Source organism: Micromonospora lutea, assembly GCF_016863535.1.
GTDB classification, from domain to species: domain Bacteria; phylum Actinomycetota; class Actinomycetes; order Mycobacteriales; family Micromonosporaceae; genus Micromonospora; species Micromonospora lutea.
This window is the reverse complement of the sequence record NZ_BOPB01000035.1, coordinates 1-25,570: the sequence shown is the minus strand read 5'-3', so window position 1 is coordinate 25,570 and position 25,570 is coordinate 1. Positions and strand designations below refer to the sequence as shown.

At 68.1% G+C, this 25,570-nt stretch carries 19 protein-coding genes and 1 pseudogene; 8 read left to right on the top strand and 12 right to left on the bottom strand.

Annotated features, from left to right (window positions below; all coding sequences use genetic code 11):
• Nucleotides 1-14: 14 nt before the first annotated feature.
• The 7 genes and pseudogenes from Vlu01_RS25745 to Vlu01_RS25715 all read right to left on the bottom strand — a co-directional run bounded on the left by Vlu01_RS25745 (nt 15) and on the right by Vlu01_RS25715 (nt 8,212).
• Nucleotides 15-1,235: a tyrosine-type recombinase/integrase gene (locus Vlu01_RS25745; protein WP_204004292.1), complete on the bottom strand. Its 1,221-nt coding sequence runs from the start codon at nt 1,233-1,235 to the stop codon at nt 15-17.
• A complete protein-coding gene (locus Vlu01_RS25740) occupies nt 1,235-1,432 on the bottom strand; it encodes an excisionase family DNA-binding protein (protein ID WP_204004290.1) in 198 nt (65 codons plus the stop codon). The genes Vlu01_RS25745 and Vlu01_RS25740 overlap by 1 nt, the downstream gene beginning before the upstream one ends.
• Nucleotides 1,429-2,971, bottom strand: a pseudogene (locus tag Vlu01_RS25735) (replication initiator). The gene Vlu01_RS25740 and the pseudogene Vlu01_RS25735 overlap by 4 nt, the downstream one beginning before the upstream one ends.
• 1,079 nt (nt 2,972-4,050) lie before the next feature.
• Complete coding sequence (locus Vlu01_RS25730) at nt 4,051-4,848, bottom strand: hypothetical protein (protein ID WP_204004287.1); 798 nt, start codon at nt 4,846-4,848, stop codon at nt 4,051-4,053.
• Between the two features lie 883 nt (nt 4,849-5,731).
• Complete coding sequence (locus Vlu01_RS25725) at nt 5,732-6,247, bottom strand: hypothetical protein (RefSeq protein ID WP_204004285.1); 516 nt, start codon at nt 6,245-6,247, stop codon at nt 5,732-5,734.
• A gap of 259 nt (nt 6,248-6,506) precedes the next feature.
• A complete protein-coding gene (locus Vlu01_RS25720) occupies nt 6,507-7,088 on the bottom strand; it encodes an HD domain-containing protein (RefSeq protein ID WP_204004283.1) in 582 nt (193 codons plus the stop codon).
• On the bottom strand, nt 7,085-8,212 hold the full coding sequence (locus Vlu01_RS25715; protein ID WP_204004282.1) for a helix-turn-helix domain-containing protein: 1,128 nt from the start codon (nt 8,210-8,212) through the stop codon (nt 7,085-7,087). The genes Vlu01_RS25720 and Vlu01_RS25715 overlap by 4 nt, the downstream gene beginning before the upstream one ends.
• 405 nt (nt 8,213-8,617) lie before the next feature.
• On the opposite strand from Vlu01_RS25715, the gene Vlu01_RS28030 reads away from it, so the two are divergent.
• Nucleotides 8,618-8,797, top strand: coding sequence for a hypothetical protein (locus tag Vlu01_RS28030; RefSeq protein WP_239096127.1), 180 nt, complete (start codon nt 8,618-8,620; stop codon nt 8,795-8,797).
• A 431-nt stretch (nt 8,798-9,228) separates the two neighbouring features.
• Here Vlu01_RS28030 and Vlu01_RS25705 read toward each other — a convergent pair whose 3' ends face one another.
• The 3 genes from Vlu01_RS25705 to Vlu01_RS25690 all read right to left on the bottom strand — a co-directional run bounded on the left by Vlu01_RS25705 (nt 9,229) and on the right by Vlu01_RS25690 (nt 12,232).
• Entirely contained in the window at nt 9,229-10,476 is a 1,248-nt protein-coding gene (locus Vlu01_RS25705; RefSeq protein WP_239096126.1) for a hypothetical protein, read from the bottom strand.
• A 226-nt stretch (nt 10,477-10,702) separates the two neighbouring features.
• Nucleotides 10,703-11,041 (bottom strand): hypothetical protein, encoded by a 339-nt coding sequence (locus Vlu01_RS25695; protein ID WP_239096125.1) that lies wholly within the window; start codon nt 11,039-11,041, stop codon nt 10,703-10,705.
• A 90-nt stretch (nt 11,042-11,131) separates the two neighbouring features.
• A complete protein-coding gene (locus tag Vlu01_RS25690; RefSeq protein ID WP_204004278.1) occupies nt 11,132-12,232 on the bottom strand; it encodes an NAD(P)-dependent alcohol dehydrogenase in 1,101 nt (366 codons plus the stop codon).
• Between the two features lie 729 nt (nt 12,233-12,961).
• Between Vlu01_RS25690 and Vlu01_RS25685 the strand changes: the two genes are divergently transcribed.
• The 7 genes from Vlu01_RS25685 (at nt 12,962) to Vlu01_RS25655 (ending at nt 23,950) form a co-directional block, all read left to right on the top strand.
• On the top strand, nt 12,962-15,412 hold the full coding sequence (locus Vlu01_RS25685) for an alpha/beta hydrolase-fold protein (protein ID WP_204004275.1): 2,451 nt from the start codon (nt 12,962-12,964) through the stop codon (nt 15,410-15,412).
• A 117-nt stretch (nt 15,413-15,529) separates the two neighbouring features.
• Nucleotides 15,530-16,576, top strand: a complete 1,047-nt coding sequence (locus Vlu01_RS25680; RefSeq protein WP_204004273.1) for a LacI family DNA-binding transcriptional regulator — start codon at nt 15,530-15,532, stop codon at nt 16,574-16,576.
• Between the two features lie 501 nt (nt 16,577-17,077).
• Nucleotides 17,078-17,788, top strand: coding sequence for an ABC transporter ATP-binding protein (locus Vlu01_RS25675; protein ID WP_204004271.1), 711 nt, complete (start codon nt 17,078-17,080; stop codon nt 17,786-17,788).
• A gap of 53 nt (nt 17,789-17,841) precedes the next feature.
• Nucleotides 17,842-20,316, top strand: a complete 2,475-nt coding sequence (locus tag Vlu01_RS25670; RefSeq protein WP_204004269.1) for an FtsX-like permease family protein — start codon at nt 17,842-17,844, stop codon at nt 20,314-20,316.
• Nucleotides 20,317-20,430: 114 nt separating this feature from the next.
• Complete coding sequence (locus Vlu01_RS25665) at nt 20,431-21,114, top strand: response regulator transcription factor (protein WP_275409490.1); 684 nt, start codon at nt 20,431-20,433, stop codon at nt 21,112-21,114.
• Entirely contained in the window at nt 21,111-22,562 is a 1,452-nt protein-coding gene (locus Vlu01_RS25660) for a HAMP domain-containing sensor histidine kinase (RefSeq protein ID WP_204004265.1), read from the top strand. Before Vlu01_RS25665 ends, Vlu01_RS25660 begins: the two co-directional genes overlap by 4 nt.
• 182 nt (nt 22,563-22,744) lie before the next feature.
• On the top strand, nt 22,745-23,950 hold the full coding sequence (locus Vlu01_RS25655) for a monooxygenase (RefSeq protein WP_204004263.1): 1,206 nt from the start codon (nt 22,745-22,747) through the stop codon (nt 23,948-23,950).
• A gap of 246 nt (nt 23,951-24,196) precedes the next feature.
• Here Vlu01_RS25655 and Vlu01_RS25650 read toward each other — a convergent pair whose 3' ends face one another.
• Nucleotides 24,197-24,877, bottom strand: coding sequence for a response regulator (locus Vlu01_RS25650; RefSeq protein WP_204004260.1), 681 nt, complete (start codon nt 24,875-24,877; stop codon nt 24,197-24,199).
• 527 nt (nt 24,878-25,404) lie between these two features.
• Entirely contained in the window at nt 25,405-25,554 is a 150-nt protein-coding gene (locus tag Vlu01_RS28025; RefSeq protein ID WP_373307516.1) for a carbamoyltransferase C-terminal domain-containing protein, read from the bottom strand.
• Nucleotides 25,555-25,570: the final 16 nt, after the last annotated feature.

The window sequence follows — 25,570 nt, the reverse complement described above, 5'->3', positions numbered from 1 at the left end:
AGTACAGCAGTTCGTCATCGCGTCAGGGATTCGCCGAGCCGCTTGAGGGCGTCCCGCGTCGCCTGCGAGGACACCTGCGTGTAGATCTCCATCGTCACGGAGAAGCGGGCGTGCCGGAGGATCTGCATGGCCACTCGCGGATGCACGTCGAGGTCGGCCAGGAGGGTGGCGCAGGTCCGCCGCGCGCCGTGGACCGTGATCGGCTTCGTTGCCGCCTTGTCGCAGCGGGCCTGCCAGGAGCGTTGAAAGTTGCGCGGCTCGATGGGCGTGCCGTAGCGGGTGGTGAACACCAGGTCGTTGTCGTGCCACGCCTTGCCGGCGGCTGCTCGTGCCTCGTCGCGCTGCTCGTTTCTGAGCTTCAGCACGGTCAGACAGATGTCGGGCAGCGGCAGGGTGGCGTCGGACGCCTGGGTCTTGGTCTCGCGGTGCAGGAGCTTTCCGCGTACGCGTTGCAGTTGGCGGCCGATGGTCAGCTCTCCAGCATTGAGGTCGACGTCGGCCCAGGTGAGACCGAGGGCTTCACCTTTGCGCAGGCCGGTGACGAGGACCAGGGCGTACGCGGCGTAGAGCGCATCGGCGTCGGCGCGGGCGGATTCGAGGAACCTTCGTGCTTCGTCGCTGGACCAGGACTTGCCACGTCGACGGCGGACGGTGGCGAGGGTGACCGGCACGGCGGGGTTGCGAGTGATGAGGTCTTCGGCCTGGGCGTGGGTGAGGGCGGCCCGTAGCGCGGACCGGATGTCGCTGACCGTGCGCGTCGAAGGGACGGCCTGGCAGCACCGGCCGACCGCGCAGCAGCGCCGCTTCTCCTTGCGGCGGGCGGCGTCCTTGCCCTGGGCGCAGCACTGGCAGGTGCGGGCCACCTGGTTCAGCCAGGTCTGCACATCGCGCGCCTGGAGCCGGTCGAGCCGCTTGGACCCGAGGCCGGGGACGAGGTAGCGGCGGACGAACGTCTCGTAGGTGGCGTAGGTGAGCGGCGCCCGGTTCGGCTCGATGATCTCGGTCAGCCAGTAGGCGAGGAAGCTGCCCACAGTCGGCACGCTGGTTGCCACCGGTCCCGCCTTAGCCTGCTGGTGCAGTTTGATCCACTTGTCGTGCACGGCGTCGCGGGTCTTGCCGTAGACGTACTTGCGGGTCCGCTTGCCGTCCGGCTTGGTGACCCAGACGTACGCGGCAAAGCCGTTGCGGTACGGGAAGATCGAGCCTTCGCCGTTGGCGCGGGAACGGGCGGGCATCAGGCGGCCTCCTGCCGTTCGACCTGCTCGCGGATGTAGTCGTCGACCCATTCGGGGAGGATGCGGCGGTACTTGCCGTCCTTGATGGAGCGCAGTTCACCGGTGGCGATCTTCATCTTGACCTTGGAGATGCCGAAGCCGAGCAGGACGGCGACCTCGGCGGGGGAGTACCAGCGCGGGGTGAGGGATCGGGTCACGCCGCCACCCCCGACCACAGCTCGTGGGCGAGTTCCTCCCGGCCGACGCGGCTGCGTTCCCGGTGCTGGGCGGCGGCGCTGTTGGCGAGCAGGGCGTCCCCGTCGGTCAGCCACCCGGAGCCGACGAAGGCCAGGGTGCCGACGGTGACGGAGCTGTCATCGGCGCGGCGGTAGGTGGCGCGGGTGTCGCGGAGCAGCCCGAAGGTGACCGAGTACCGGCGGGCCTTGGTGAGGAAGTGACCGCCGTAGCCGAGCATGTGCGCCCACCGCCGCAGCCCGGCGTAGGCATGGGGTGTGGTGTCAAGGCCGCCTTGACGGCTCTCGGCCTGGGCGGCGGTGTCGCTGGTGCGGTGCCGGGTGGGGCGGCCGAGCCGCCAGCAGGCGTCGATGAGCCGGGCCAGGTGGTCGCCCTCCGGGTCGGCGTAGGCGTCGACGGTGTCCGGGGTGAGCCGGGTGGAGCAGTGGCCGGTGACCTCGGTGGCCTTGGTGGCGTACTTGGCCAGGTAGGCGGCCACCCTGGCGTCGGTCACGTCCCCGTCGCCGGTGCCGATGCGGCGCACGTCGACCTGCTCGCCCCAGGCGATCGACCAACCCTGCGGCCGGTCGGGATGCGGCGGGGTAGCGAAGGTGATCTGCCCGGCAGCGGCGTGCACGGCAGCAACGAGGTCGTCCACGGTGATCCCGGCCGGTGGCGGGACCAGGGCGTGCCGGTCACCGGGATCGACCCCGTCGAGGCGCAGCAGGACGTGGAAGTGCACCGCGCCCCGGCGCTGCATCTCGGCGACCTTCCCGTGTGACACCCGTATTGGCGGCACCCGCCGAACCCGGCCGGAGTCGGTGACGACCTCAACCCTCGGGATACCGCGACGGCGGCAGAGGGCGGCAAGGTACCGCTCGACGGCCTGCTTGGTGCGTCGCCACAGCTCACCGGAGAAGGCGTTCCAGACGACCTGGTGATCGTGGTCGTAACAGTCCGGCACACCGGCTGCCCGAGCTGCGGATCGGCGGAGTCGTGACGGGCGAAGCACGCCCCGGGCCGCCCGTGCGGGCAGGTGACAGCATCACGGCGGGCATGGCAGGGGGCCGGTCGGCAGTCGCAGCGCCGCCGGTCGGCACAGGTGTGCCGGGGTACGTGCCCGTGGTGGACCGCGCCGAACGACGGCGCGGTGAAGGTGGCGAAGACGACCGGATGCCGGGCCACCGACGCGGGGACGGTCTTGCCGCCGGTCAGACCGCAGCGGACGACCTGGAAGGCGTCACCGGCGTAGACCCAGGAGCAGTCCGGACACTGGGCGGCACGCCGATTGCCGCACGCCTTGTAGAGCACCCGATCGGGCAACTCGTCGGTGTGCTGCTCGGCCAGGACCCGCCCGGTGTCCCGCTCGACGGCGGTCATGGTGCCGGTCAGCCGGACCGGCCGGGCACAACCCCGGCGGTACGGGTGTGCTCCAACCAGCCGAAATAGTCGGGGGTGGCGGCCCGGTGCAGGGCCTGGGCGGCACGACCGGCGGCGACGCCGGGACGGTGCAGGGTGGACACGATCTCTCCTCAGGGCAGGTGGCAGGGACGGGCGACGAACCGCCACCGGTCGTCGGAACGCTGTCCGTCGGTGGTGTTCGTGGTGTCTCCTGGCACCGCCGTGGAGGGCGGCTGACGCCGGAGGGCGGATGAGGCTGACCGCCGTTGAGGTGTGGTCCTTCCGGTTGCCGTGCTGGTCATGCCGGGACGGGTGGGGTGCCTGACGGTCGGCGTCCGGCGGGTTGCCGCAGGCAAGCCCCACCCGTCGAAGAGAGCGAATCCGGGCCATCGTGACGGCGGGAAGGCCGTGCTGGGCCACTCAGCGGATTCCGGGGCCGACATCGCGGCCCACGTGATCGAGAACCGGCGGGACGTGGCCCGCATCAGCGGCAGGAAGGCCGCTCAGCATCTCCGTGGTCGAGCCCAGCGATCCGGCAGGAAGGCCGCACTGGCGTGCTCGACGACCGCCAGAGTAGCACCGGGTACCGACTCGTCAACCCGTCGTGAACCTCGGTGCCGAACGGGTCCGGAGCGGCTACCGGCTACCGGCCGGGGTGGGAGGACTTTCTGTACATCTATCAAGGCGGCCCGACAAGCGGGCCGCACGCGCCGCCGCCAGGGCGCGCGTCCGTCACTCCGCTGTCGCTCCGCTCCGGCCACGCAACACGCCCGGCGGCTGGCGCGGAGAGCGGAAAGCCCGGTGGGCCGCCGCAGCACGACAGCAGCGTTGACCGGGGTTGTGGTGGGCCGGCAGCCGGCCGGGCCGCGCGGCCACGAGCCCGCCCGGCGTAGGGAAGCGGATGCCGGCCATGTCGGCGAGTTGGCGGCGGTCGCGGGGTTGCGGTTACTGCGCCTCCGGCAGGGGCGCTCCGGCTCCAGGATGGCCGGGGCTCCGTCGGCGGGTCACGGTCCGTGGGTGGTTGCGGTAGGCCATCCCGCCTGCCATCGACCCGGGCAAGCCGAGCAGACCACCGCCCGGCCCGCCAGCGTCCGTACGGGCGTCAAGGCCGTCTTGACGTGGCGGGCCGGGCGGCGGCCCGCTCCCCCGGAGGGCGGGTCGACGGCAGACGGGATGATATCCATCAGCGGGTGTGTCCCGATTACGGGGTCTGACGAGCGAGGCGGCCCCATTCCGAAATTACCGCGTTTGCATCAGTCAGCGCGGACATGCCCATCCTCAGTTGGCCAAGGGGAGTTCGAGTAACCCGAGATAGGCCATCACCCTTACTTAGTTGGCGCAGAAATTCCTCCACGCCATCCGCCATGCGCTGACTCATTGACGCAAGTTTCGTGATGGTGGCCGCTAGGGATTCTGCCTGCTCCTTGCTCTTTGGTGTCAGGGCCTCCGCCTTGCTGCGTAAGACAAGCTGACGCACTCCAGGGTCGCTAGCTATAACAGACCTCGCGAATTCATGCCCCAGCTCGCTTATTCGTTGACTTGGTGTTGCGATGCTGTCTGCGAAATGTTTTAGAACAGCCAACCTTCCCCGCGCGCCCCCTCCTCGTTTGTCGCTTTGGTGCAACCTCTCGGTAGAGTTAACCGTCGTAACCTGAATCTTTTGCAACTCCTCGGATAGGTCACTGAGGATTGCCTGCCAGGATTCGACGTTTTCTTCTGCCTCGGCCACGTCATCAAGGAAGCCGGATTCCCCTTCCTCTCCTTCGTCGTTACGCAACTCGGGAAGCGGCTTCGCTGTCTCGGCTGCCATTACCTCGACCAGCCGCGCCGCCAATTGATGGACAGCAGTGCGATATTTTTCTGATGCCTCGTCCGCGAGGCGAAGCGATGTCCAATCCTCGCGCTGTGTCTCTCTCACGAGCCGCACAATTTCGTCTTCGCTGCCGGAGTCTTCCACGGCTGGAGTGGGCGAGTAGAGGATCGGCAGGAGAAGTTCCATCGACCCTACACTCTTGGCCCTGCCCGAGAATTCCAAGAACTCTCGCCGGCATTCGATGCTGCGCAGGTATAAGGGTGTAATTACGGGTATGAAAAAAGCAGTTCGTGTGAGAGCGTCATTTATGACACTCCTCCACCTGTCTCCCCATGCGATGGCAGTATTGTCGACGAACAGTTCGAGAGTCTCACCTGTGAGGATCTCGTACTCGTTACTGATTGAAGTGGCAAGCCGCCTAATTCTGCCGTTTTCCAAACTGTCGTCGCGGTGAGTGTAACTCCAGAAGCATATAGGGCCTGTAATGGTCATAGGACCCCTCTCGTGCACCAGGAGGGCTGGGTCAGCCACCGAGCCTAGATGCCCGCATTCGACAGAACAGGCTCAGCGACGGTCAAATTTCTGACGCTAGCTAGCGCCAATGTGTCCATCTTGGCCGTCTTTGCCGGCACTGCCCGGGTTAGGGTCAGGTCCATGCCCGATCCGTGCCCCGGCGCAGTGGTCAACATAGGTCAGCAAGCGCCTGTCGTAGACCTCGGTTGGGCCGCTCCTACTTCCATAACCAGCCGACACCACGCCGGGCAGCCTTGGATCAACCCGATTCCCAAGCTGACAGTCCGGGCAACTCTCAGCACAAGGGTGCCCTGTCGCTGTCGACAGCGACGGCGCCAGACGCGGAGGGTTGGAAGGTCAGCAAGGACCAGCCTCGATGTCGGGGGCAAGCGCGGGCAACGCCCACGGACGGGCTGCGCAGCTTTGCGGCCGAGAGGGCTTCAGACGCGCGCTCAGCGGGACAGAGGATTGCTCCTCTCGCCAGATTAAGCAGCCGCCCAGTCCGAACCGATCTTTATTCGCAGAACCCAGTGCCCACGATCATGGTGATCACCGATCAGTGGTTCGCCGCACCCGCATGTCCATGGCTCACCCTCGGAGCCTTCGGGTGGGGGGAAAAGCGGATCTCCACCTCTTCGGGCAGTTTGATGCCGGACAGCTCCCCGACGTAAATGCGGCCTTCAACGCCACCGGGGATGACGTTGCTGCGCACAGGACTCGCAGGGGCCCGGCCACCGCTGTCGAGCAGCAAGTCGGTGTGGGTTAGGTAGGTCCGCGCCGGTGTCAGGGTAAGGAAGATGTTGTCTTTGCCCGTTCGCTGGTTCTGGACCTTGACGAACCTGACCCACTCCCGCTGTGGCGCGAGGTCTCGATGGTCGCGTTTGAGCTCAACTTCAGCGACCAGGGCGGCGGCCTCGGCTGACCGCTTGGCTGCATCTGCCGAACGGTCAGCAGCATGCTGAGACCCTTCGGCGGCGTCGGCGGAACGCCGATTGAACGCGGCAGTGCGCATGGCGACGATCAGCGCGGCAAGGCTGATCAGAATTGCGACGATGGCTAATCTGGTGGTCACGGCGGGAGAGCGTAGCGGCCACTGACGGCTTGCACGCAACTGGGTGAAGACCCTCGTGCACGGAACGGCCCTGTTGCTGTCGACAGCAACGGTGACAGCAACAGGGCCGGACGCGGAGAGTCAGGGGCGGAGAGCTGCGGATCAGCGCCCGACGTCAGAGACATGCGCGGACGCGCCCGGATGAAGCGCCCAGAACTTACAAGCGAGGGGTCAACCTGCTTGGAGGGATCGGCCCCGTGGGTAGGTGTGTGCCTGGCGGTTATGCCGGTGGTGGGGGAGGGGTGAGCCAGGCGAGGGGTTGTCCGGTGAGGGCGGCGTCGGCGAGGCGGTGGGCGCTGGTGGTTTTGAGTGCCGCGCGTGAGCTGTCGATCCAGCGCTGTACGTTCTCTATCCCCTGGTGGCGGTACTCGACTGCTTGGACGAGGCATTCCAGTTTGTCAGCGTCGCGGGCGACGATGGCCTCTGGTGTCTCGCCCGCTTCGTATTCGGCAACGGCGGCGTTGATGAGGTCAGCGACGACAGGTGGGCAGGCGGCGACCTGGTCGGCGGTGACGGTGGTGTTGGGTGCGGCGGTGAGGTAGCGCTTGGCGATGTGGGGGATGTCGGTGATCCGAGTTTCCTGGGTGTCGTGCAGAACGCACAGCATCGATACCCGGGCCGGGTCGGCCCCTTCCATGGCGGCGAGCATCATCCCGATGAGCGCGGTTCGGAACGAGTGTTCGGCGATGGATTCGGGGTGCTTGACGCCGGCGAACCACCAGCCGGTGCGGTCGGCGCGCTTGAGTACGCCGGCCTCGAAGATGAAGCGCATGGCTCCGGCGGCGTCATGGTCGTCGTTCATCTGCCCGTCCCTGTGCCGGTGACTCCGTCTGCTCGCAGGCTGTAGACGATAGAGGTTAGTTCCTGCCGGGATTGTGCAGAGATGTGGTCGCTGTCCAGGATCCGGGTGCTGCGTTTGAGGAGCGCTCGGCTCTCGGTGGGGTTGTCGAGGGTGAGTCTGCGGCGTACGGCGAGCAGAGCCCAGATGTTGTGGACGTTGAGGTCGACGAAGGGGTGCGTTGGGTCGAGGCGCTGGACCAGGTGCCGAAAGAGAACCGAGCCGTGCCAGTCTGCGAGCGGTGCAGGCATGAATGAGTCGTCGTGCTGGCGGTACGGGATCTCGCCGACCCAGTAGGCCGAGTAGTTGAGGGCTGCTCGCTCGCAGGTGTCGTCCGGATGCGCGCGGGCGAGGAAGTCTCGTAGGGGTTCCGGGTCGCCCTGGTTCGCAAGGGATGTGACTACGGAGCGGGCGTCAGGCCACAGCGGTGACCACGTTCGGAACGTGATCGCCCTGCGGGTACGGGTGGTGGTCTGGGAGAGCCATCCTGCGGCTGTCCTGGTGGGGTCCATGCCCGCGAGAAAGCAGGCTTGTCGATGAAGCAGAACGCTCGGGTCACGTCCGGCGGCTGCCCGTTCGGCGAGTATGTGAAGCCGGGTGAAGAACGCGCGTTGCTCGTCGGCGGGCAGGGCCGGTCCCGACGCCACCGGGCCTCGCCGGGCAGGAGCGACGGGTATGCCTTTGGCGAAGGTTGGTGTCTGCCCGAGAACAGCCCAGAGGATCAGATCGGTCAGGCGGCGGGTGAGTACGCACCAGCCGAGCGGCTGTTCGGCGATGTCGCACCGATCCATCTGGCCGTCCAGGACTGCGGCGAGGATGAAGTCTGCCTCGGCGGCGTCGCCTAGTGCGGCGAGCAGGGTCACGTTCGCTCCGAGCCGACCGAGCCTGCGCCGGACGGCGAACGCCTGCCCGAGTGGCACCGCCGTGAATGGTCGACGCCCGGACTCCCAGCTCTGCACGGTCACGCGGTCGACGCCGAGGTCGGCGGCGAGTTGCTCCTGCGTCAGCGGAATGGACTCCCGGATCAGCTTGAGCAGGTAGCCGGTCACCTCGCCTCGCTGTGGTATTGATCGTCCGCGACCTGCCATGCGTCATCCCTACGTTGACCGTTGGTCGACGTTCCCGCCCCGAAACAACCGCTGTGGCTGACATGCGGGCTGCTCACTCGTACTGCGGGTGAGTCCCTCCGCCGCCGTTGTGATCGTAGCGTCGCAGTTACCGAAAGTTATAGATCCGGTCCCGTGGCTTGGGGGTCGGCCATGGGGCGCTGCCCGGCGGAGGGGGCCAGTAATGCGGGACAGGACGCCACCGGGGCGACGAGTGTCCTACGACCAGTACCTGATCGCCGTAGCGATGACTCTGGCGCGGCGACACCGACCGGCATGGTCGTGGCGCAAGTGGAGGTGGCTGTGCCGGTGCGGGGCCGACCTGCCCTGCCGGAACCGACACCGCATCCCGATCAACCGCGGGCACTGGCCGACCGAGGAGGGGCAATGACCAATGGCGCGGAGCAAGCCATCCTCGCGGTCCACCTTCGAGGGCTCGACGTCATGTGCGTCGGCTGTCGGGCGTGGTGGTCGCGGCTGTCGCCGTACCTGTGCTGGCAGGTGGACTCGGCGACCAGCCGGCAGGCCCGCGTGAGCGTGGCCCGGTTCCTGGGTGGTGTGCGGTGACGACTCACGGGCCCCTGCTGCCAATTTGGAGCTGCGGCGGTTGCGACCTGCCGTGGCCGTGCCCGACGCGGAGGCGGGAGCTACGCGCGGAGTACGCGGATGCGCCGGTATCGCTGGCGCTGTACCTCGGTGCCTACCTTGTCCAGGCCGCCGAGGATCTGCCCTGGGCGCCGGCCGGCGCGCTGCACCGCCGCTTCATCGGCTGGACCAGGCACCCGACGGAAGTACAGCAGCGAAGTACAGCAACCGTGCCAGCCGCACCCGACCGGGACGAACGCCACCAGCCCGGATGACCTCTTACGACATCGGATCCGAGCGGCTCGCCGAGAGTTCACACCGAAGAGGTCACAGGTTCGATCCAAGGATCGCCCTCCATCGGTACGTGCAGTTCGGAAGCTCGTGCCGGAAGGTTCGGTAACGAGTTTCTTGGCTCATCGTCCGTCACCGTCCGCCGCGTCGGAAAACGCGCCGAGACGCAGCCGGGCCGCTACGTGGCGGGTGAACCAGGCGAAGAAGTCGCTGGTCGGGTCGAGGTCCGTGCGGACGGCGTCGCGCCAATCCGGCCGGTCGAGTACGGCAAGGTACTTCTGCACGATGTGGTCCCGCTGCTCGGCAGTGCAACCGCACCGGTTCGGAGCCTTGGCCGTCAGATAGTCGGCGATGATCGCGGCATCGACGTACCGGTTCGCTGTCGGCGGCTGCTGGGCGAGGTGAGCGGCATGCGCGGCCAGCACGACAGGTGCCGGCGGGTAGTGCTCAAGGGTCATGCCCATGCCACCGCAGTCGGCCATGACCCTCAGGAGTCGGCCGGTGTGATCGATCAGTTCGTCGTCGACATCGGCGCTGGTGATCGCTTCGTGTAGGTGTGCTGTGGTGGCGACCTGGCCGGCGAAGTAGCCGTTGAGATAGTCGCCGTCGCAGGCATGGCGTAGCAGCCAGGCCCGGGAACGGGCAGGGCCTTGTCGGCACAGCGCCTCGACGACGTAGACCCGGCCCCAGCCGGAGACGCGCTCGGCGAGCCACAGCAGCGCTTCGGTGCCTTCCCGGCGGCGTTGCAACGCCTCTGCGGCCAAGGGCCCGAACCAGTTCGACAGCAGACCGATGGTTTGGATCAGTGGGATGTCGTCTTCGGCTGTATCGGTGGTCAGCAGCGTGAGTCCGACCGTGACGACATTGCGGTCGGTGCCGTGCCGCACCAACCATCGGCCGGTTTCTCGCACTCGCTGCCGATTCGCGCGCAGCGCCGCGGCAACGATGTGGTCATTGCGATGGATCGGAACGTAAGCATCGCCGAGGGCGTCGACAAGCTCACTCGCCCGCGTGTCAGGTTGACTGAAGTGCTTGTCGAGGATGGCGGCGACATCCGCGCCGTGGAGCCGCTGATCCTTCGCACGACGAGTTGACGGCCGCGAGCGGTGACGTTCTGCGTCCGGATACGGCTCACCGTCGCGAGGCAGGACACCATCGGGATGTTGCTGGTGGAGACGCAGCGCGTGTTCGTACAGAGTGATTCGGGCTCCGAGCAGTCCAGGCTCGGTCGTCACGCTCACCGGCGGACGGAGGACTCGATTCTCTCGATCATGGCCGCGATGATGCCACCCCACACGCCTCTCAGCAAGGGCCGTGGGCATCAAGGCGAGCAGACTCTGCCGGCGGGTCTCCGGATTCGCCGAGCGCATCGGAGTTGTTGTGCACCAGGGCGGTCAGCGCGACCCGACGTGCCCTTCCCCGCGGTCGAAGGCCGCGTCGACCTCCCGGGGTTCCCGACAGCGGTTGAGATTGTCACCCTGCTCCCAGTCAGGAGCGACGGACTCCACGTCATCGCCCTTCGAGGCGCCCGCAGCCGCATAGATCACCTGTCGAGTATCCGCGCGATCGGCACGCCGTCGCCAACCAGTACCCGGGTCAGGGGTTGAGGTCGACCCACTGCGCCTGCGTCAGCAGACCCCCGTGCTCCAGCCGGTGAGCGATCTCGGTCTTCGTGGCCGCGTCGAGCGTCTCGGGCAGGTCCTCGAACGATGCCGGCAAGACATCCAGCAGCGAAAAGACCTGCTGGCCGTCTCGCACCGTCAGCAACAGCATGCACCGCCAATGCGGCGAGACCGCAGGCCGGTGCGCGGTCCGGTGCACCAGCACCGGCCATAGATAGTGCACCGCTTCGGGATCGGCGAACGCCGCCAGCCACCCGGCACCGTGCTGGCGGTTCAGCCCGCACTCGATCGCCTCCGCGTCGAGCCGAATCAACTCCGACGTATCCACCGCCTTGACCGTGCGGGGAACGCCTGAACTCACCACATCAGTCCTGCTGGGCCATCCCGATCATGACCGTCGTCGTCAGTAGGCGATGACGGGCTTGATGACGGCGCCGGAGGCGGAGTCCTCGAAGCCGGTGTTGATGTCCTTCAGGGAGTAGGTCTTCACGAGCTTCTCGAAGGGGAACTTGCCCTGCTTCCAGAGGTCGACCAGTCGCGGGATGAACACCTGCGGCACCGCCGACCCCTCGATAACCGTCTTGAAGGTCCAGCCCTTGGTCAGCGAGCTGCCGACCTCGAAGCTGACCTCTTCGCCGGGCGCGGCCGCGCCGACGGCGACGAGCACACCCCGCGTGCCGAGCGCGTCCGCAGCGTCCCGGACGACGCTTGAAATGGCGGTGGTGTCCAGCGCGTAGTTCACGCCCCGCCCGCCGGTGATTTTCTTCAGCTCGGCGTGCAGGTCCTGGGTCGAGGAGTTGATCGTGTGCGTCGCGCCCAGTTCCCGGGCCAGCTCCAGACGGGAGTCGTGGACGTCGACGCCGATGATCGTGGAGCACGATACGGCCGCCGCCGCCATCAGCGCGGCGAAGCCGACTGCCCCAGTCCCGAAGACGACGATCGATGTCCCGGGCTCCGGCCGCATCTCGTTGAGCACGGCACCGGCGCCGGTGTTGAGCCCGCACCCCAGCGGGCCGAGTAGCTCCAGCGGAGCGTCCTTGTCGACGACGATGACGCTGTTCTCGTTGACGTTGGCGTGGGTGGCGAAGGACGACTGCCCGAAGAAGTGGGAGCCGACCATCTCTCCGTTCTTGCTGAAGGCCGTGGTCCCATCGTGCCGGCGACAACCGAACAGCTCGGTGAAGCCGTTCTCGCAGTACATCGGCTGACCGCTCCGGCAGAAGGCGCACTTGCCGCAGTACGACGGCCCCAGCACGACGTGGTCACCTACCTGGACGCCACGCACATCGGAGCCGACCTCCTCGACGACGCCAGAGCCCTCGTGGCCGAAGACGGACGGCTCCGGCACGGGGTAGATGCGGTCCCGGGCGACGGCGTCGGTGTGGCAGATCCCGGAGCCCACCATCCGTACGCGCACCTCGGTGGAGCGCGGGGCGTCCAACTCCAGCTCCTCGACGACGAGCGGAGCTCCCTTCTCGCGGGAGACGGCAGCGGTCACAATCATGAGAACTCCTCTGACTGGGTGCTGGCAGTTCTGCGACCATAGCCCGGATCCCGCAGCCGAGGTGAGCGCTGAGGGCCCGGATGTTGGAATGACCTGCGGGTTTGCGTGGTCGAGCCGTGACACGGCGTGTCGTTGGTGCTCGTACCTGCGCGGGCAGGATCGCGCGGAGCCGGTGGAGTCCGAGCGTTGAAAACGCATCAACTACGGCCAACTCGTTGCGTGCGGTAAGGCTAACCTTGACATCACCTGCCTGCGGGACGAATCACTCGAGGAAGCCGACAATTGCCGGCGCCGAGGTCATCGCCCGCTTCGCCATCACCTACAACCGTTGGCTCTTCACGGTCCTCGGAATCCTCTGCCCTACCCTCGCTCGTCAGTCCGTTCAGTGGGTGGTTACAGAGATCGAGTCCTCAATGGATGAGGTGCTGACCTGCTGGAGTGCCGTTGCCATAGTCCAGGGGGCTTGGTGTGGGCCGTATTCACGCAGGCGCTCCGGAGATCATAGGCATGAAGAGGTCTCTTGCCATCCGCTCTACACCGGTGTAGGAAATGTAGTGCGCTGGTGTGAATGTGGACTATCGCGGCTGTCGGGAAGGTTTCGATGGCCGATCTCGATGGTGAGGCGCGTGCCTGCGATGCGTGAGGCCTTGACGCTCTGAGGGGAGCAGCAACGCGATGTCACACAGCAGTGGCCCTCGAATGACCAGCCTTGTCGCAGCCGCGGCTTTGGTGGTTTCAGTCATCGCGACCGCCCCGGCGGCTGCCGCGACCGACACGTGGCATTCGAACGACGACGTCTATCACTACTTCAAGGTGCCGCAGTCGCAGGCCAGCAGCATCGTCGGCGGCACGCCGGCAACGCTGGAACTGGAGGCGAACATCGGCCCGAGCGGCACCTGGTCGGCGCTCGCGATGGACCCGAGTGGCTCGGACTACGCCGCGAACGTCGGTCCGCTCGAGCCCGGGCTGTACCACTACCAGTACACCGCGACCATGCCGGACCGGTCGAAGGTCTCCTTCCGCCAGCCTGGCAGCCCGGTGGCGGTGACGTCGAAGCCGAACTGGAACACCTTCTTCGTGCCGGGTGAGTCGGTCGCGTGGATGGACGACACCGCTGCGGGCGGCACGGTGGAGGAGCTGTCCTACCGAAGCGCAGCGGCGGGGGAGAGCCGTACCGCCGTGGTGTGGACGCCGCCCGGCTACGACCCCGCCCGGACCGAGGCGTACCCGGTCCTGTACCTGCTGAGCAGCGAGGGTCAGACCGCTCGTGAGTGGCTGGAACTCGGCCGGGCGAAGCAGATCCTGGACAACCTGGTCGCAGGCAGGGACGCCAGGCCGATGGTGGTCGTGATGGCTGACGCCAATTCCGCCGACCCCCGCGCCGAGCTGCTCAACGCCATCGTCCCCGCAGCGCGGGCCGGCTACCACATCTCGTCCCGGCCCGGCGGTCAGGCGCTGGCCGGTGTCGCCACCGGTGCCGAGCAGGCAATCAGCATCCTCCGCAGCCATCCCGGTGCATTCGGCTACGTCGGCGCCTTCTCCGGCTCCGCCGACGGCTCGATCACCAAGACGCAGGCCAAGGCGATCAACAAGGGCACCAAACTGCTCCGGGTGTACGTCGGCAACACGCTCGACCCGTCCTACAACGACACCTACGACCTGCTGGTGGATCTGAAGAAGTCCGGAGTGAAGTTCGAGTTCGACGGTGTCAACCCCGACGACGGCGGCACCTGGGACGCGTGGCGGGAGAACCTGCGAGACTTCGCCGCTCGGCTTTTCGGGCAGAAGGGTGCCGGCCACGGCGTCAGCAAGGGACACCGCCCGCTGACCCGGCCGTACCAGCCGCCTGCGGCCGGATCGATCACGACCCCGCACATCGACCCGTACGGCGTCGTCACGTTCGAGACCGGCACCCAGTGGGCTGACGCCAAGGACGTCACGGTCTGGGGCAACTGGGCCCCGAACGGGCAGTGGTTCCGGATCCCGATGGCCAAGCAGCCCGACGGCCGCTGGCGAATCAGTGTTGGACCGCTCGACGGCTACTACTACTACCGGTACGTGGTCGACGGGGTCGACAAGAAGGACCCGGCCGACACCGTCAACAAGCACACGATGGAGTCGCCGCTCTTCGTACCGGGCAAGACCGACGCGATGCTCGCCGATGTCCCCGAAGGCAAGGGCGGCACGGTCTCGCTGATGACCTACGACGGAGCCCAGGGCGCAGAGCGCTACGCGTACGTCTGGACGCCGCCCGGCTACGATCCGGATCGCGAAGCCGCCTACCCGGTGTTGTACCTGTACCACGGTGGGGGCCAGAACTACGGCAGCTGGCTCGAGACCGGGCGGGCCCGGCAGATCCTCGACAACCACTCCCGCAACGGAACGATGGAGCCGATGGTCGTGGTCATGCCGGACCAGAACGGCGTCGACTTCTGGACCGACCTCAGCCAGCACGTGATGCCGACCGCGGCGGAGAAGTACAACATCTCGACCGAGTCGGATGAGCAGGCGCTCGCCGGCCTGTCCTGGGGTGCCATGAACACCCTCAGCTCGTGGCTCAACCATCCGGGCGAGTTCGCCTACATCGGTGCCTTCTCGGGGGGCCTGCTCTCCTATCCCACCGTCGATGTCCAGGCGGTCAACGAAAGCACCAAGCTGGCCCGGTTGTACTCCGGTGACGTCGACTTCACGTACTCGTTCACGCAGGACTCGATGCGGTGGCTGACCTCCCAGGGCATCGACTACGAGTACGCCGGCACCTGGATCGGGCCACACGGCTTCGACATCTGGATGGCGAACCTGATCGACTTCGTACCGCGGCTCTTCGCGCCCGAATACCGGGTCGGCGCGGTGCGGCCACCGCTGGCCGGCGACGGCTCCGACGTCGTCAAAGCCGGGCGCGCCGTACCGGTCAAGTTCACCCTGACCGGTACGGACGGCGAGCCGGTCACCGACGCGCGGCCGCGGCTCTACCTGGTGAAGAAGACCGACGGCGTGCCCGGCATCCGCGTGGCGGCCACACCTGTCCGGAACAGGGCGGACAACACGGCACGCTACAACGCCGCGAGAGGCCAGTACGTCTTCGACTGGGACACCACCGGGCTCGCGCGCGGTACCTACGAGTTGCAGATCGACCCGGTGCGCGGCTCCGTTCACACCATCGTCCTGACCGTCAACTGACCTCGCGTCACGCGGCCGGCACGCCCCGGATCGGGCGGGCCGGCCGCTGCGTCCTGGGTCGGTGAATGGTGCAGTCTTATACGCTGGCCGACGAATCGACGAGCGGCGGGAGGGGCTGTGGCCCGCAAGACCAACAGGTCGGCGACGATGCGCGACGTCGCCCGACTCGCCGGGGTGTCGATCAAGACGGTGTCCAACATCGTCAACGGCTATCAGTACGTGCGTCCGGAAACCCGCGAGCGGGTGGACGACGCGATCCGTGAGCTGGGCTACCACGTGAATGTGTCGGCGCGGAACCTGAGCCGAGGCCGGACCGGGGCGATCGCCTTGGTGGTGCCGTCGCTGCGCGTCGTGTACTTCGCCGAACTTGCGGACGCCGTCATGCGAGAGGCATCCAGGCGAGGCCTGACCGTCTTCATCGAGCAGACCAGCGCTGAGCGCGACCGCGAGTTGCGGGTACTGGACGGCAGCTACCGGTCCCGCTTCGACGGCGTGCTGTACTCCCCGCTCGCGCTGGGCCAGAAAGACCTTCCGCTGTTCGACGTCGACTTCCCCCTCGTGCTCCTGGGTGAGCGGGTGTTTGATGGCGGCCTCGACCACGTCACGATGAGCAACGTCGAGGGAGCACGTGCGGCGACCGAGCACGTCCTGGACCGGGGTGCGACCACGGTAGTTCCCCTGGGAGTCAAGGACGATCCATCGCCGAGTAGCGGAACGCTGCGGTTCCAGGGCTTCCGGGACGCCCTCCAGTCACGAGGGTTCGACGTCGACCCACGCGCGATCATCGGTGTACCCGACTATTTCCACTCCACCGGCGCCACGACGGTCGCTCGCATCCTGGACAGCGGGGTGAAACCCGACGCGGTTGTGGCGTTCGCCGACACCCTCGCGCTGGGTGCGCTCGCCGCCTTTCAGGACCGCGGCCTACGGGTTCCCGAGGATGTCCTGCTGATCGGCTTCGACAACATCGACGAGACGAACTACTCCCGGCCTCCGCTGAGCACCATCGACCCCGGACGCGACGTGATCGCACACCAGGCGGTCGCCCTGTTGGACGAGCGGATCCAGTTCCAGTTCGACGGTGTGCCGCGAGAGGAACAGCCGGCGCCCCGGAGGTTGGTCGTCGACTTCGAACTGATCCAGAGGCAGTCGACGCTGCGCTGAGGTCGTCGTCCTGCCACACCGTTTGCGCAATTGCCACGACCGTGCCCGTCGGCGTACTGCCGTGACGGGCACAGCTGAGCCGTGAACTGGGAAAACGAACTGTAAGCGGAGCCAGATCCGCTGTTCAGGCCCCGGAACCAGGTCGATGTCGACGCATTTTTCATCCGGCCCCACGTCTGTGTCCTCGTGCCTTGTACGGGCAGAACGCCACCACGCTGGTGCGTGCGCTGGGCATCTGGTTCGGCGGGGCGGCCTGAGCGCCGCTTTAACGGTCGTCTCAGGTTCGCTCGGTATGAAAGTCGGCATCAGATGAGTGATGTAACCCGTTCATAGGAGGCTACGGAGTGATGGCAGGACTCTGAACAATCACTTGTTGAAAATCCCTTACAAAACCCTGATCAACCATTTATCGGAGGTCTCGTGTCCTCACGTCCAGATTCCACGGTCGTCGATCGGCAGTACGGGAGCGCGCTGTCAGGCAACGCTGATGACGCTGCGGCCATGCTCGTCGGCGCCGTCAAGCGGTACGGTTTCGGCCAGTCGGCCGTCGTCGCGCTCGACGACGTCACCATCGGGTTCCCGGCGGGGAAGTTCACGGCGGTGATGGGCCCGTCGGGTTCGGGAAAGTCGACGATGATGCACTGCGCCGCCGGGCTGGATCAACTGACGTCGGGCCGCGCATTCGTTGGCAACACCGATCTGTCGGCCCTCGACGACCGCGAGTTGACCAGGCTGCGCCGAGAGCGGATCGGGTTCGTGTTCCAGGCGTTCAATCTCGTGGCGACGCTCACGGCCGAGGAGAACATCTGCCTGCCGTTGACGTTGTCGGGGCGCCGGCCGAACGCCGCAGTGCTCGATGAGGTCGTGTCGCTGCTGCGCCTCGGTGATCGCATGCATCATCGGCCGACGGAGCTCTCGGGTGGCCAGCAACAGCGGGTCGCCGTCGCCCGGGCGCTGGTCGCCCAGCCGCAGGTGGTTTTCGCCGACGAGCCCACCGGCAACCTCGACACCCGGTCCGGACAGGAAATCCTCGGATTCCTGCGCTCAGCAGTCGATCGGCATCACCAGTCGATCGTGATGGTCACGCACGATCCCAACGCCGCCGCCTGGGCGGACCACGTCGTGTTCGTCGTCGACGGGCGAGTGCACGACGTGATCGATCACCCGTCGGCCGATTCGGTGATCGACGTGATGAAGGGCCTGGGGCGATGAGGCAGATGATGCGGAGCGCGGCTCGAAGCGTGCTCGCGAGTCGGGGTCGGTTCGTGCTGACGGGCGCGGCGATCACGCTGTCGGTGGCATTCCTCGTGGCGACGCTGGTGCTGTCCGACTCGATGCGTGGCCGAGCGGCTGGTGACATCGCCGAAGCGTTGGCCGGGACGGACGCCGTAGTGCAGGGCGTCGTCCTCGGTGAGCCCGGCGGAGGGCCGGGAGATCCGGAAAGGTCGGTTCGGCGATCACTGGATTCCGACATCACCGAGCGCGTGGCTACGGTCGATGGCGTCGACGGGGCCGCCTCGCAATGGGTCGGCTTCGCGAAGCTGGTCGTCGACGGATCGTCAGTCGGAACCGGCACGGCGAGCGACGTCGGTCGCAACTGGGTTGCCGACCCGGCGCTCAATCCGTTCCGGCTCGCGAGGGGGCGACCACCGGCCGAGGTCGGCGAGATCGTGATCGACCGGTCTCTCGCCGGTGACGCGGGCTTGGCTCCGGGTGACGTCGTGCAGGTCCTGACCACGACGGGGATACACGACGCGACCATCACCGGTGTCGCGACGTTCGCGTCGGCGGACGCGGCGCCGCTGCAGCGAACGGTGCTGTTGCCCGACGGCGCGGTGTCCGCCTGGCTCGACACTGCGGCGCCGACGGAGGTGCTCGTCGACGTCGCGGAGGGCGCTGACCGCGCCGAGGTACTCGACCGCTTGTCGGAGCTGACTGAGGCCGAGGTCATCGACGGGCCCGACCACATCCGGACGATGCAGGACGTCGCGACGTCACCGCTGCAGTTCCTGACCGTGTTTCTCCTGGCCTTCGCCGTGGTCGCGGTGTTGATCGGTGTGACGATCATCTTCAACACGTTCGCCCTCACCGTCGCCCGCCGCCGGCGGGAGTCGGCGCTGCTGCGTGCGATCGGTGCGGAACGACGCCAACTGCTCGGCGGAGTGGTGATCGAGGCGGCGCTCGTCGGGACGATCGCCACGCTCGTCGGCCTCGTGTGCGGGGTCGCGGGAGTGGGCGCGCTGCGCTGGCTCGTCGGACTCGCCGGGATCACGTTGCTCACCGGGCCGACGATCGTGAGCACGACCTCGATCGCGGTCGCCGCGACCGTCGGTATCGGCGCAACGATCCTGTCGGCATGGATCCCGGCTCGCCGCGCGGCGGCGACACCGCCGATCGAGGCGCTGCGCGAGAGCGCGGCGGAAGCCAGGGTCGTGAGCCCGGCGCGAACTGCGAGCGGGCTCGTGCTCGCCGCGGTGGCGATCGCCGGAGGAGCTGTGGCTGTGCTGCGTTCGAGCGCGGCGTGGGTCGTACTCGTCGTCGCCATCGTCCCGGCGCTCGTGCTGTGCGGCCCGGCGATCGTGACCGCCGCAGCGCGGGGGAGCGCTCGGGTGGCCCGCCGCGTCGCCGGTGTGGGTGGCTCGATCGCGGCGGGCAACCTGGCTGCGAGCCCACGCCGATCGGCGTCGACGGCGCTCGCGCTCATGCTCGGCACCGCGATGGTGACGATGTTCGGGATCTTCGCGACCTCACTGACGAGCGCGGTCGGGACGGATGTTCGTGACGGACTGCAGGCGGACCTGGTGGTCACGTCGGCGACCGCCGACTTCCCGACGATCGACCCGACCCTGGCCGGCCGCATCGCAGCGCTGCCCGAGGTCGACGCAGTCGCTGCGCTGTCGATCGCCGAAGGAATCGTGGCAGGGAAGGCCGAGGCGATCGGCGGCATCGACCCGACGGCACTGCCGACCCTGTTCGACCTCGACCCGATCGCCGGCGACCTCGCCGACCTGAGCGAGGGGGGCGTGGCCGTGGTCGGTGACGACCCGACGCTGCTCGGCGGCACCCTCGCGATCGAGTTCGAAGGCTCGACACTCGAGGCGCCGATCGTCGCCGTGGTCGCCAGGAGCACCGGCGGTTTCGAAGCCCCGCTGTACTTCGTCGACCGGGCGACGCTCGACGCCTCGGTCGGTCGCCTGCTCGACGCTCTGTTGTTCGTCAACCTCGCCGACGGAGCGGTCGCAGCCGACGAAGACGTGCGGGCGCTGGTCCGAGCCACGCCCGGGTCATTCTTCGAGACCCGGACGGAACACGTCGCCAACAGCGGAAGCGAAATCGCCGCGTTCCGGAACTTCATCGACGGGATGCTCCTCCTCGCGGGTTTCATCGCGCTCCTCGGAGTCGCCAACACCACGGCGCTCGCGATCAATGAACGCTCCGGCGAACTCGGGCTGCTGCGGGCGGTCGGCGCGACTCGCCGAGAGCTGCGTCGAATCGTGCGGCTCGAGGTGGCACTCCTGTCGTTCGTGGCAGCATCGATCGGTATCGCCGTCGCGTTCGGCTTCGGCTGGGCGCTGATCGACGTCACCGGTGGCGCGGAGATCCCATCCGTCGTCGTACCGTGGTCCCGCCTCGCAGTGACGCTCGTCGTCGCGGTCGCAGCCGGCGTCGTCGCTGCGGCGTGGCCCGCGTTCCGGGTCTCCCGGGTGCCCGTGCTCGAGCTGGCCGGCCGGGACCGCTGATGCGCAGGTCCTGCGTCTGCACCGGGCGGCCCGACGAACGCTCCCGGTGCAGGAACCTCCCGGCGGAGAATGAACGGCAGAACCATCGGCTGGAAGGGGGCCGGCGTGCGGATCATGATTGCGGATGATGACGCGGCCATCCGTGAGTCGTTGGAGCGGGTGCTCCAGGTCGAGGGTTACGACACCAGCACCGTCGCCAACGGTCTCGCCGTGCTCGACGGGCTCGGCGGGGCCGGTGGTGACACGCTGGATCTGCTGATCCTCGACGTGATGATGCCCCGCCTCGGCGGGTTGGAGACCTGCCGGCGGTTGCGGGCCGCGGGTCGGGATCTGCCGGTGCTGATGCTGACCGCTCGGGACCAGGTTTCCGACCGGGTCGCGGGGCTGGACGCGGGCGCCGACGACTACCTGCCCAAGCCGTTCGCCACCGAGGAGCTGCTGGCCCGGGTGCGGGCTCTGCTGCGCCGGCGCACGCCGGGCGACGGCGAGACGCAGATCCTGGCGTTCGCCGATCTCCGGCTCGATCCCGACAGGTTCGAGGCGTGGCGGGGCGGGCGGCCGCTCCGCCTGACCCGGACCGAGTTCTCCCTCCTGGAGGTCCTCATGCGCAACGCGACCCGGGTGTTGACCCGCGACGCGCTGTTCGAGGCGATCTGGGGCTTCGACATGAGCGCCACCGCCAACAACCTCCAGGTGTATGTCAGCTATCTGCGCCGCAAGTTGGAGGCCGAGGGGGAGCCACGATTGATCTACACGCTGCGCGGTCTGGGATACACGTTGCGGGAGACTCCTCCGTGAGCAGGACCGCCGGCCGGGAGCCGCGCCGGCTGACCCGATGGTGGCGCCGGCGGTCCCTGCGGACCAGGCTGACGGTGATCGCGGCGACGGCCATCGCCGTCAGCGTGTTCATGGCCTTTCAGGTAGCCAGCGAACTGCTGGACTGGCAGCTGCGGGACACCGCCGAGAATCAGCTGCGCGCCGACTCCCGTCTCTTGGCGACGAACGCGGAGCGCGCGGGTCTGGCGCAGGTCCCGCTGCCGCCGTATCCCGGCTCCGGTCCGCTGGTGCGGGTCATCCTGCCCGACGGCTCGACGCGGACGGCGGCCGGTCAACCCGCACTGCCCCCGGTCAGCGAGCCCGCCGGGCGCGTGGCACAGGGCGGCTCGACCGACCTGATGGAGTCGAACGACAGCGACGAGGACGGTTACCTCATCTACACGCTCCGGGCGGGTGACGGCGCGGTCCAGGTGGCCCGGGTCGTCGACGACAGTCCGGTCAACCAGTTCGGGTTCGGGATGCTGCTGATCGGGCTGTTCTGCGTGGTCGGCGGCGCTCTGGTCGGGCGGACCGTGGCGCGGACCGGGCTGGCACCGATCGACCGGCTGACCGTCGCTGCGGAACGTGTCGCGCAGACCCGGGATCTCGACGCCGACATCCCGGATGAGGGCGGTGGGGAGATTCGGCGGCTGATCCGGTCGATCAACGACATGCTCGCCGCGCTCCGGGACTCCCGGCAGGCCCAGCGGCTGCTCGCCGAGGACGCCGCCCACGAGCTCAAGACCCCGCTCACCAGCCTGCGCCTCAACGTCGAGCTGCTGATCCGGCTCGATCGGCGCGGCAACCTGGACAGCGCACTGCCGGTGGAGAGCCGGACCCGGCTGCTCAACGATCTCGGTGCCCAGGTGACCGAGTTGAGCACCCTTGCCGCCGAGCTGACCGACCTGGCCCGAGGTGACGTCAGCGACGAGAACACCGAGCTGCTCGACCTCGCCGACGTGGTGGTGGCCGCCGCGACCCGGGCGCGTTCCCGCGTACCCGACATCGAGATCGCGCTCGACCTCACCTCGGTGTGGGTGAGCGGCCGTCCCGCGGCGCTCCAGCGGGCGGTGCTCAACCTCATCGACAACGCCGGCAAGTGGTCCCCCACGGATCAGCCGGTCCAGATCCGGCTTCGTGCCGAGGACGCATCGGCGGTGCTCGAGGTCGACGACGCCGGGCCGGGCATCGACGCCGTCGACGTACCTCGGGTGTTCGACCGGTTCTACCGTGCCGACAGCGCCCGGGCGTTGCCCGGATCCGGTCTCGGGCTGTCGATCGTGCAGCGGGTCGTCGACGCCCACGACGGCCGGGCCACCGTCGCCCGCTCCGCACGCGGTGGCGCGCTGCTCCGGGTCGACCTTCCGGCCGCGACCCCGCCCGCCCCGATCGCGCGCCGCGTCGCCGGGGAGGACAGCGGGGTACGCTGACCCGCACCCCGCCCCGGCAGGACCAACGGGCGGCGCGGCCGGGCCGCCCGTTGCGACGGGCATGATTCTCGTGCGGCCGTTCAACGGCGTTCCACGGAGGTAGTACCGGGGTGCCGCCCCACGCCTGAGGATGAGGCCGCAGTACGACGAAACGGGACAGAATCGTGCCTAGCGTTCAGGCCATGAAGAAACCTGAGAGCCCACTGTGGAGGTTCAGGGCGGGCAGCATCGCGCTGGCGGCAATGCTCGCAGTCGCCGCCTGCGGGTCGGATGCCGAGAACAGTTCGGCGCCGGCCACGACCGGATCGCACGGCGCGCACGCGAGCGGCTCCTCGGCGGCACCGCAGCCGCTGCGGGCCGGCGAGCGGTTCGTCGACCTGAAGATGGCCGAGGCATACACGCCCGCGCCGCCGGAGGGCGGCACCGACGAGTACCGGTGCCAGATGATCGATCTGGGCCTGACCAGGGCGGCGTTCCTGACCGGGGCCCAGTTCACGCCGGAGAACGTCGCCATCGCACACCACGCCATCGTGTACGCGGTGCCGCCGGGTGGCGCTGACGCGGTGCGTGAACAGGATGCGAAGACCCCCGGACCCGGCTGGCAGTGTTTCGGCGGGACCGGCGTGGCCGGCGCCGAGGTGGAAGAGGGGGACGCAGCGTGGGTGGACACCTGGGCGCCGGGTGCCACGGAGACGCTGCTCACCGAGGACGCCGGCCACAAGCTGGAGCCGGGCAGCCTGCTCATCCTCCAGATCCACTACAACCTGCTCGCGACCGACGGCAAGCCGGCCGGGTCGGACCGCTCGGCGGTGCGGCTGCGGCTGACGGACGGCACGCCGCAGACCCGGGAGCTCGAGACGTGGTCGCTCGACGCGCCGACCGACCTGCCCTGCGCCGCCGACGAGTCGGGTCCGCTCTGTGATCGGGCGACCTCGATCGCGGACGTGACGAAGCGGTTCGGGCCGGAGGTCGGCGAGATGGCGGACCGCCAGGTGGAGGAGTGCAACGAGGGCGGCGCGCCGAAGCCCGGTGACACCCAGAGCTGCGACCACAAGGTGGAGGCGCCGATGACGCTGTTCGCCGGCTTCGGTCACATGCACATGCTCGGGCGGGCCATGAAGGTCGAACTCAACCCGGGCACGCCAAAGGCCAAGGTCGTGCTGGACGTGCCGCAGTTCGACTTCGACAACCAGCGGCTGATGAAGCTGGCGTCGCCGGTGGAGATCGGCCCGGGGGACACGCTGCGGGTGACCTGCACGCACGACGCGGGACTGCGCAAACGCCTGCCGCAGCTGAGCAAGCTGCCGCCGCGCTATGTGGTGTGGGGCGACGGCACCAGCGACGAGATGTGCATTGGCATCATGACGGTCTCTCCCCGCAAGTCCTGACGAAGCGTCGGACGTGTGTGAGCTACCGAGGTCAACAAGTCGAGAAACACCTCTGAGCTCACACACGTCCGCACTGACGGACGCGCGAGATGAGGCACTAAGAGCGACCGGCAATCGGGCTGGCGGGGCTGCGGCGCGCCCTGGCACTTCGGCTGGCGGCGTTGTCGTCGTCGGCCATGCAACACCGGCATGGCCTCCTCCTCCGCCTTGCCACCCTCGGCCAAGACCCGCCTCGCCTCCACCGCCCTACTGCCGGTCGCTCTCAACCGGCCGGGTGAGTCTCAGGTCGTAGGCGAGGATGACGGCCTGGATCCGGTCCCGGGCGCCGATCTTGGCGAGGACCCGCCCGACGTGGGTCTTCACCGTCGACTGCGACAGCGTGAACCGTTGCGCTATCTCGCCGTTGGTCAGGCCACGGCCGATGGCGACGAGGATTTCGCGCTCGCGGTCGGTCAGGGAGCCCAGCCGGGGATCCTCCCGCACGGGCCCGCCGGGGTCGTCGTCGAGCCGGTCGGCGAACGCGTCGAGCAGCCGCCGAGTCAGCGCCGGCGCGAGCACAGCGTCTCCGGCGGCGACGGCCCGGATGCCGGCGAGCAACTCCTCCGGGCGGGTGTCCTTGAGCAGGAGACCACTTGCCCCGGCCCGCAGCGCGGCGAGCGCGTACCGGTCCACGTCGAACGTCGTCAGCACCAGGATCCGCGAACGCCCACCGGCGGCGACGATGCGCCGGGTGGCCTCGATCCCGTCGACGCCCGGCATGTGGAGGTCCATCAGCACCACGTCGGGATGCAACTCGGTGGTCCGACGAACGGCCTCGGCGCCGTTCTCGGCCTCGCCGACGATCTCGGTGTCGGGGGTGCTCTCCAGCAGCATGCGAAACCCGAAGCGTTGCAACGGCCGGTCGTCCACCACGAGCACAGTGATCATGAACGGCTGCCTCTCAGGGTCGCGTGGACGCTCCAGCCGCCGTTCGGTGCGGGGCCGGCGCTGACCGTGCCGCCGTAGAGCGCGGCGCGTTCGGCCATGCCGGCGAGGCCGAGATCCGCATCGCCCGGCGATGCCTACTTCGTACCGAGCGAACCTGAGACGACTGTTAACGGCGCATCGGCCGGTTGGCGACCGCGCTGGTTCGTCGTCGGGCGGGCCGCTGTCGTGTACGACGATGGGGACCGGGTGGGAGTCGGCCGCCAGGCTCAGGTCGACGGTGGTGCGCGGCGAAGGCGTGGGTCAGGGCCTCCTGCACGCCGAGGTCCAGCCTTTCGGGGCTGCCGTGTGGCGGAGAGTGACCGAGGCAGCCACCTGATGGTGGGTCGAGGTGGCTGCCCGCAGTCCCGGTGACTGACCGTGTCAGACCATGCGTCTACGTACCGCTGGGACCGCCCAAAGCGGACCCTTCCTGAGGCTAAGGTATTCCGGACCCGCCGCTCGCCTACCGGCTGCGACGCTCATGGCGCTCAGGCACCCGCGACACGCTTGCTGACCAGGCGGTTGCCGAGCACGAGATGGTCGATCTCGGTGCTCAGGAAGCAGTTCAGCGCGTCGGCCGGGCTGCACACGATCGGTTCGCCGGCCACGTTGAAGGACGTGTTGATCAAGCACGGCACGTTGGTCAGCGTGGTG